The organism is Scytonema sp. UIC 10036 (assembly GCF_009725235.1).
This window is the reverse complement of sequence record NZ_WJFC01000156.1, coordinates 26,047-32,193: the sequence shown is the minus strand read 5'-3', so window position 1 is coordinate 32,193 and position 6,147 is coordinate 26,047. Positions and strand designations below refer to the sequence as shown.

The following is a 6,147-nucleotide window of genomic DNA, read 5'->3' as shown; positions in this document are numbered from 1 at the left end:
TTTCTAACTATTTATTAATTATTATTTACTTCTTACTATTTATTTGTGACTCTTTAGTTTTTAGTTGTTAGTTGTTAGTTGTTAGTGGTTAGTCGTTAGTGGTTAGTGGTTACTGGTTAGTGGTTAGTGGTTAGTGGTTAGTGGTTAGTGGTTAGTGGTTGGTGGCTAACAACGACCAACTATCAACTATCAACTATCAACTAAACCACTAACCAAAATCTTTGCTTCCCGATTAACAAAGCCTCTGGTGTAAACACCAGAGGCTTTTTTTACCAGCCTTGTTCGGATTTTTGGAAAACGTAAGCAGCAACCTGTAAAATTTCTGATTCGCTTAATTTTCCTTTAAAAGCGGGCATAGCATTTTTGCCATTTTGGACTTGAGAAACAATGGCTTGAATGGCATCGCTTTCATAATTTTCCAGATAACTTAATAAAGCTTCCTTTTTTAAATTTTTTTCGGCAATGAGAATGTTTCCTCCACCTATATGACAAGAAGCACAGTTATCTTTAAAAATTTGAGCACCATTGGACGTTTCGGCTGCAAGGACTGAACTCGTAAACGTAAATATAACTGATAGGGCGATCGCGAACACAACCAATAACACTTTTTTCAAGGGCTTCTCCTTGTAATCGGCTTCCTGCAACTTAAAAAACTGCTCCAGTAAATATTTTACGGTTTGCTAGAAGCTTTGCTTAACAGCCTTATGTCAAACGCGATTTTTCTGTTTTGTATAAAAAATTTGCGGTGACGAGTCTACCCTCCTCTATCGCTCTTATCACCATAAGAGAGGATAAAACTCGTCACCATTAATATTCCCCACTTAGAGACTGCGATTTTCGCCTAATTGCTTGGGGAAGGTATTTTGAGTTAAAGCTGTCTATTAGCCTTGAACAGTGAGTTTCCCAACCATACCCGCGCCACGGTGAGGTTCGCAGTAGAAAGTGTAGTCACCAGGAGCTGCGTCAGCTGGGATAGTTGTTTCGTACTCTTGACCGGGGCTCATGAGCAACTGCTTGTGAGACAAGTTCTTAGCTACAGCAGCGCTTTTATTAGGGTTTTTAGCGGCATCGAACATAACGTTGTGGGGAGGAACTTTATTGTTAACCCACTTAATTGTGTCTCCTGGTTTAACTGTCAACTTGCTTGGTTCAAACGCCAGCATTCCCTTATCACTACCCAGTTTTACAGTATATGTATCAGCAGCAGCACTGGGAGTGAAAACTGCAAAGCTGCTAACAACTAAAAAGAGTGTTAACAATGCTAAGCCAAAGCGCCGTAAACTTGACGCAATGAATGTCATACCTTTCTCCTAACAGCAGGTTTTATCTTTCATTATTCATTTTAAATAAAATTTAGCCCAAATATGACAATCTGTCGTAGATACTTTTTTTAAACAACAGCAGAAGGTAGGTTAGACAATAACAAAGCCTTCTGTAGGCTGAAATATACTTAATGACTCACTTCCCTACTCCCTACCCCCTACTCCCTACTCCCTACCCCCTAGATAAAGAGAGTCAATAGTCAACAGTCTATCGCCCACAGTTTGTAGTCAAAGGTTCATAACAAAATCGTTATTTGACTATTGACCATTAACCATTGACCATTGACTGTTAACTATTGACTAAATCAGCCATCAGGACTTAGTAATATATTTTACCGCCACCCCATCTGGAACCGATAACCTTGGGTTGTAGGAGAATATGACCAGCAATATCTACTAAATCATCATCCTTTAAATTTCTCATTTCTGTGAAAATGTCAGCACTCTTAGTACTGGGATGTAATTCAGAAATTTCCTCCTCACCATCGTAGGTTGTAGGATTTTTCATGTAGTCCACCAACGCTTCAATGTTATCGCGAGGTGGGGTTGCACCTGCTAGAGTCTCTGGTTCTAGCCCTATGTTTTGATTTGTCTTGGTTACACCGCCAACGTGACATTGAGCGCAAGCGTATTGAAATAAGCTTTTGCCCTCTTTGACTTGTTTGAGGCTAAGAACAACAGTATCACCTTGGTCATTTAATTTTACAGTGCGGGTTGCTGCATCTAGTTCCACTGCTGACGCATCACCAACAATAAATTGAAACGTCAGCAAAACAGTAGCCGCCAAAATGCCAATAACTCTTCTCAACATTTTTCCCCTTAACAATTTTTGACACTCAACACAGCTAAATATTGCGATGCTTAATTTCCAGTGCTATTAACTCATTGCTAACTGCCAACTGCCATTAGCCATAAGCCATTAACACTTACATTAGTGAAAATTGAGCTGCTGTAATACCAATATCACGTCACGCGTGCAATTTGTTGCCCAAACCACTGATAGAGTTTTGGATTCAGTCATGGCAAGAAATGGCCATGGCAATTTGCCTCTGTTAAACTGGTAACAGTAATCAAGTGTGATTTATGCAACTCACCATCACTATTGAAGGCAAGCTATTGGGACGCGCTAAACCTTTATTTGCTAATTGGTGCATTCCTCTCCCAATTGAATTATCTTCCGATAGTAACCATTTAACACTCCAAGAGTTGCTTACCAAAATTATACTGAAAGATATAGAAGCTTTTTGCACCAGGCAAGAGCAGCGACGATTAACCCACGTACTCACAAAATCACAAATTCAGCAGGGCGTGGAACTGGGAAAAGTAGAAATGGGAGGAAGTGACCTACAGTACGAAGTGGATTCACAAGCGGCTGTAGACAAAGCTTTGCAAGCTTTTGAGGATGGTTTGTACTTTGTTTTTGTTGATGAAGAACAGCAGCTGGACTTGGATGGGGTCGAGCGACAGCGAGACCCAATAAATACTGATAAATGTTGGGTTTCGTTCCTCAAACGCCAGTAAAGGTGCGGAGGGAAACCCTCCTATGGCGCATTCGCGCCACGCACACGGTTCAGGGCTGGCTCCCCAACCTACGTGTTTTCGTATTTTTAAGCTTAACCGACAAGTATTGGAAGGGCATCTTGGTAGTTATTCGGTTCATTTAGGCAGTGGTATCGTTCACCGTCAACCAGGCGGGGCGTTGTGTATTGTTCCCGCCCATTCCCAACATAGAAGACGGCTGTTTTTACCTTTTGCCGATAATGACCCCAAAACCGCTGAAATCGTTTCTAAAGTCCTACTGTTAGCACGAGACAAGGAAATTCAGGACCCAACCATTCTTTCTCACATTCTTAAATAAATATAAATATGCAAAATATTCCTAAAAATTAGAGAATTCAGTTATTTTATGCCAAGAGTAATATAGATAGCTGTAAAAATCTATGCAAAAAAACTGACTCATGGCTCCCAATCTATTTGATGTCAATTTCTATCGCAATGCTAACCCCGATTTAGCAGCAGCAGGGATAACTACAGATGCTCAACTGACATCACATTTTTTCAATAATGGTTTGAATGAAGGTCGCCTATTTTCACCACTCGCTGACCTCAACTTTTATCGCTCTAGCAACAGTGATTTATCTCGTTTGTCTTATAGCAAAGCATATGAGCACTTGCAGAATAATGGCATTGCTGAAGGGCGTAAGTTCTCACCTTGTAGTGAATTCTGTCCCTGTATAAAGAAGTCACGGTAGTCCTTAAATCACGCCTGTTGAATGATTTTTATCCCTTACCTCCTGTAAAAGTGACACTTTCAATAAAGTATCGGTTGAAGAAAGCGTAGATAAGTAGCGCTGGTAAAGTGAATACCATAGAAGCTGCCATAATGTAATTCCAGTAACTAATGTATTGACCTTTGAAGGTATTTAAACCTAGGGGAAGGGTAAACATTTCTGGGTCAAACAAAATCACGACAGGTAGCAAAAAGTTATTCCAACTACCCATAAATACAAATACTGTTTGTGCTGCTAGTGCGGGTTTTGCTAAAGGCAAAACAATGTGTCGAAAAATACCAAAAGTCGTAAGTCCGTCTAGCTGGGCAGCTTCTTCAAGTTCCTTGGGAAAATTCATGAAAAATTGCCGCATCATAAAAATGAAGGTAGCATTTACCATGCTGGGAACAATCATTCCTTGATAAGAATTTAACCAGTTAAAGGCTTTTAATATCAAAAATGTGGGAATTAAAGTGATTTGTGCGGGAACTGCCAACACTGCTAAAATTAGGAAAAACCAAAAGCGTCTACCTGGAAAATGTAACCTTGCTAGTGCGTAACCTGCCATTGAGTTGAAGATTAGGTTTAAGATAGTCACACTGATGGCTGTGACTGTGCTATTAAATAGCCAACGCAGAAACAAAGGTTCTTGTAAAAAAATTTGCTTGTAGTTGTCAAGAGTGAAGTTTTTGGGAAAGAAAGTTGGCTCTCCACTCGCAATTTCAGAGAGGGTTTTAAATGATGCTGAAAGCGCCCACAAAAAGGGAACTATGGTAATGACTGCATACAATGTCAGTACTATGTAAAGCAAGACTTTCAGCCAAAAGTCATGGGATATTTTTTTCAAACCCTTTCTCCTCCAAAAAAATGTCGCTGAATTAACGTGATACTAATAATGATGGTTGCTAGTAGAAAAGCGATCGCAGCAGCATAGCCCATTTGTAAATTTCGGAACACAGCTTGGTATATTAACAAAACAACTGTTAGGGTGGAATTGTTTGGTCCACCACTGCCATTGGAAAAAATATACGATTGATCGAACAGTTGAAAAGTGCCAATGACTCCCATTGTTACCACAAAGAAGGTAACAGGTTTGAGCATGGGAATAGTAATGTAAATGAATTGTTGCCAGCTATTAGCTCCATCAATTGCAGCTGCTTCGTAGAGAGAACGGGGAATATCCTGTAATGCTGCTAAGTAAATTACCATGAACAATGGTGCTGTTGACCAAATATTCATCAGCATAATGCCTTTAAGCGCAACTGCTGGATCTCCCAACCAGTTATAAGTAGGTAACCCTAGAAAAGCAAGAAAGTCATTCAGCAATCCATTAGTGTTATAAATCCACATGAATATAAGTGTCAGAACAGTTGAAGATGTCACTGTTGGCAAAAAGTAGAGAACACGCCACCAGTTTTTCCCTCGAATACCTGAATTAAGAGTGACAGCAAGAATGAGAGCCAGAGCCGTTTGAAGCGGAACTACTATAGCAACATACTGTGCTGTATTTAGTAGAGCAATCCAAATTCTGTCATCTTCAACTAGTCTTATAAAATTGTGAAACCCAACAAACTCATAGTCAATTCCACCTAAAAGTTTGACTTTATGTAGAGAAAGAAAAACAGCAAATAAAATGGGTGTTATTACAAAAGTACCTAACACCAGAATAGTAGGTGTCATGAATAGGTATCCAGCTACACCTTCTGTACTTTTCCACTCAGTTATTCTGATTTCCCTTCTTTCTTCCAGCACAAAATACCTCCAAACAGGGGGACAAGGGGGACAAGGAAGACAAGGAAGACAAGGAGGAATGCTCATGATCCATGCCCTATGACCACCTGACAAGTGAATTTTATTTATTAGGTTGATTGACACTGTTTTCCAGAAAAAATTTTAAAATAAAATTTTGCGTTCAACTAAATATTTTTTATGACGACATTTTAAAAAAAATCAATAATTAAATTTTGAAACTTATTTTTATTTAATAATATGTAATCATCAAATTTTCAATTCAAATCTCCTACTTTTAAGTATGAACATTAATGGCTCGCTGTTAAGAACTTATTTTGCTTTAGTTCTTTTGCAAGTAAAGCAGCTCCAATAAGTACAGCAAGAGAGCCACTAGCAGAAAAAATCATAGGGAAAAACCACAGGTGTATCCATGTATTAATCATGGCAGCATTAGGCTTTTGAGGATGGTAAAAAATTTTTACCTGTTCTCCCTTCTTATATTCAGGAGAATTACTTCCTACTTTAGATTCAAACACAATTGTTTCGCCTGTACGCGTTGTAAATTTCACTAAAGGATAGTACGAATCAGATCTGTGTGTTGAGTCAAGCAAATTATCAATGACCGTTCCCTGTGTCGATACTGCTCTTTTAACAAAAGAATAATTGTCTAATCCTGTTGTGATACCAACGCTAGCAACTAGAATACCAATGCAAGTTAAAGCCGTTGAAGTCAAGCTGGAATTATAAGTATGTAGAGATTGTATTTTCATGGAACTTTTCAAAAGTAGGATAGGAGTCACTTGTGCTTGTACAAAACTACCCCT

The 6,147-nt window shown here is 39.0% G+C and carries 9 protein-coding genes; 3 read left to right on the top strand and 6 right to left on the bottom strand.

The window, feature by feature from the left end; genetic code table 11:
• Positions 1–269: 269 nt before the first annotated feature.
• The 3 genes from petJ to psbV all read right to left on the bottom strand — a co-directional run bounded on the left by petJ (position 270) and on the right by psbV (position 2,133).
• On the bottom strand, positions 270–614 hold the full coding sequence (petJ, locus tag F7734_RS44385; RefSeq protein WP_155750743.1) for a cytochrome c6 PetJ: 345 nt from the start codon (positions 612–614) through the stop codon (positions 270–272).
• A 267-nt stretch (positions 615–881) separates the two neighbouring features.
• Entirely contained in the window at positions 882–1,301 is a 420-nt protein-coding gene (gene petE / locus F7734_RS44380) for a plastocyanin (RefSeq protein ID WP_155750742.1), read from the bottom strand.
• Between the two features lie 340 nt (positions 1,302–1,641).
• Complete coding sequence (gene psbV / locus F7734_RS44375; RefSeq protein ID WP_155750741.1) at positions 1,642–2,133, bottom strand: photosystem II cytochrome c-550; 492 nt, start codon at positions 2,131–2,133, stop codon at positions 1,642–1,644.
• A 272-nt stretch (positions 2,134–2,405) separates the two neighbouring features.
• On the opposite strand from psbV, the gene F7734_RS44370 reads away from it, so the two are divergent.
• The 3 genes from F7734_RS44370 to F7734_RS44360 all read left to right on the top strand — a co-directional run bounded on the left by F7734_RS44370 (position 2,406) and on the right by F7734_RS44360 (position 3,574).
• Positions 2,406–2,843, top strand: a complete 438-nt coding sequence (locus F7734_RS44370) for a hypothetical protein (RefSeq protein ID WP_155750740.1) — start codon at positions 2,406–2,408, stop codon at positions 2,841–2,843.
• 22 nt (positions 2,844–2,865) lie between these two features.
• On the top strand, positions 2,866–3,180 hold the full coding sequence (locus tag F7734_RS44365; protein WP_155750739.1) for a hypothetical protein: 315 nt from the start codon (positions 2,866–2,868) through the stop codon (positions 3,178–3,180).
• Positions 3,181–3,280: 100 nt separating this feature from the next.
• Positions 3,281–3,574, top strand: a complete 294-nt coding sequence (locus F7734_RS44360) for a hypothetical protein (protein ID WP_155750738.1) — start codon at positions 3,281–3,283, stop codon at positions 3,572–3,574.
• A 28-nt stretch (positions 3,575–3,602) separates the two neighbouring features.
• Here the strand turns inward: F7734_RS44360 and F7734_RS44355 are convergent, their stop codons facing one another.
• The 3 genes from F7734_RS44355 to F7734_RS44345 all read right to left on the bottom strand — a co-directional run bounded on the left by F7734_RS44355 (position 3,603) and on the right by F7734_RS44345 (position 6,093).
• A complete protein-coding gene (locus F7734_RS44355; RefSeq protein ID WP_155750737.1) occupies positions 3,603–4,439 on the bottom strand; it encodes a carbohydrate ABC transporter permease in 837 nt (278 codons plus the stop codon).
• Complete coding sequence (locus F7734_RS44350) at positions 4,436–5,272, bottom strand: sugar ABC transporter permease (protein WP_243147412.1); 837 nt, start codon at positions 5,270–5,272, stop codon at positions 4,436–4,438. Before F7734_RS44350 ends, F7734_RS44355 begins: the two co-directional genes overlap by 4 nt.
• Before the next feature lie 359 nt (positions 5,273–5,631).
• The gene (locus F7734_RS44345) at positions 5,632–6,093 is read right to left on the bottom strand and encodes a DUF3592 domain-containing protein (protein WP_155750736.1); all 462 of its coding nucleotides are present in this window, start codon (positions 6,091–6,093) and stop codon (positions 5,632–5,634) included.
• Positions 6,094–6,147 lie beyond the last annotated feature (54 nt).